Raw genomic sequence first — 1,556 nt, 5'->3', positions numbered from 1 at the left:
GGCTATACCTTGCGGACCTACTGCGCCATCAACTCCATTCGTTCCGTTCGTTCCGTCAACACCGTTAGTTCCGGCTAAACCTTGCGGACCTACTGCGCCATCAACTCCATTGGTTCCGTTAGTTCCGTCAATACCGTTAGTTCCGGCTATACCTTGAAGCCCTTGTGGACCAACCGCGCCATCAACACCATTGGTTCCGTTAGTACCGTCAACACCGTTAGTTCCGGCTAAACCTTGCGGACCTACTGCGCCATCAACACCATTGGTTCCGTTAGTTCCAGCTAAACCTTGTGGACCAACTGCGCCATCAACTCCATTCGTTCCGTTAGTTCCGTCAACACCGTTAGTTCCGGCTAAACCTTGTGGACCAACTGCGCCATCAACTCCATTGGTTCCGTTCGTTCCGTCAACACCGTTAGTTCCGGCTATACCTTGTGGACCAACTGCGCCATCAACTCCATTCGTTCCGTTTATTCCATCAACACCATTGGTTCCATTAATACCGTCAATACCGTTAGTTCCRGCTATACCTTGGATTCCTTGAGGACCTACTGCTCCATCAATACCATTTGTTCCGTTGATTCCATCWACACCATTSGTTCCGTTAGTACCGTCAACACCGTTWGTTCCRGCTAAACCTTGYGGRCCWACTGCGCCATCAACTCCATTGGTTCCGTTCGTTCCGTCAACACCGTTAGTTCCGGCTATACCTTGTGGACCAACTGCGCCATCAACTCCATTCGTTCCGTTAGTACCGTCAACACCGTTTGTTCCAGCTAAACCTTGTGGGCCAACTGCGCCATCAACTCCATTSGTTCCGTTMGTTCCGTCAACACCGTTAGTTCCGGCTATACCTTGTGGACCAACTGCGCCATCAACTCCATTCGTTCCGTTAGTTCCGTCAACACCGTTTGTTCCAGCTAAACCTTGTGGGCCAACTGCGCCATCAACACCATTCGTTCCGTTAGTTCCGTCAACACCGTTAGTTCCGGCTATACCTTGTGGACCAACTGCGCCATCAACTCCATTCGTTCCGTTCGTTCCGTCAACACCGTTAGTTCCGGCTAAACCTTGCGGACCTACTGCGCCATCAAYWCCATTGGTTCCGTTCGTTCCGTCAACACCGTTAGTTCCGGCTAAACCTTGMGGACCTACTGCKCCATCAAYWCCATTKGTTCCGTTGATTCCATCTACACCATTGGTTCCGTTAGTACCGTCAACACCGTTAGTTCCGGCTAAACCTTGCGGACCTACTGCGCCATCAACTCCATTGGTTCCGTTCGTTCCGTCAACACCGTTAGTTCCGGCTAAACCTTGCGGACCTACTGCGCCATCAATACCATTGGTTCCGTTCGTTCCGTCAACACCGTTAGTTCCGGCTATACCTTGTGGACCAACTGCGCCATCAACTCCATTCGTTCCGTTTATTCCATCAACACCATTGGTTCCATTAATACCGTCAATACCGTTAGTTCCAGCTATACCTTGGATTCCTTGAGGACCTACTGCTCCATCAATACCATTTGTTCCGTTGATTCCATCTACACCATTGGTTC

The 1,556-nt window shown here is 50.6% G+C and carries 1 protein-coding gene; it reads right to left on the bottom strand.

Annotated features, from left to right (window positions below; all coding sequences use genetic code 11):
- A partial coding sequence (locus AC1DVP_RS21235; protein ID WP_477185463.1) for a collagen-like domain-containing protein occupies window positions 1–1,556 on the bottom strand: 1,556 nt, incomplete at both ends.

It is taken from the genome of Flavobacterium sp. P3_A6 (genome assembly GCF_056403035.1).
This window is presented reverse-complemented; position numbering and strand designations above follow the sequence as displayed.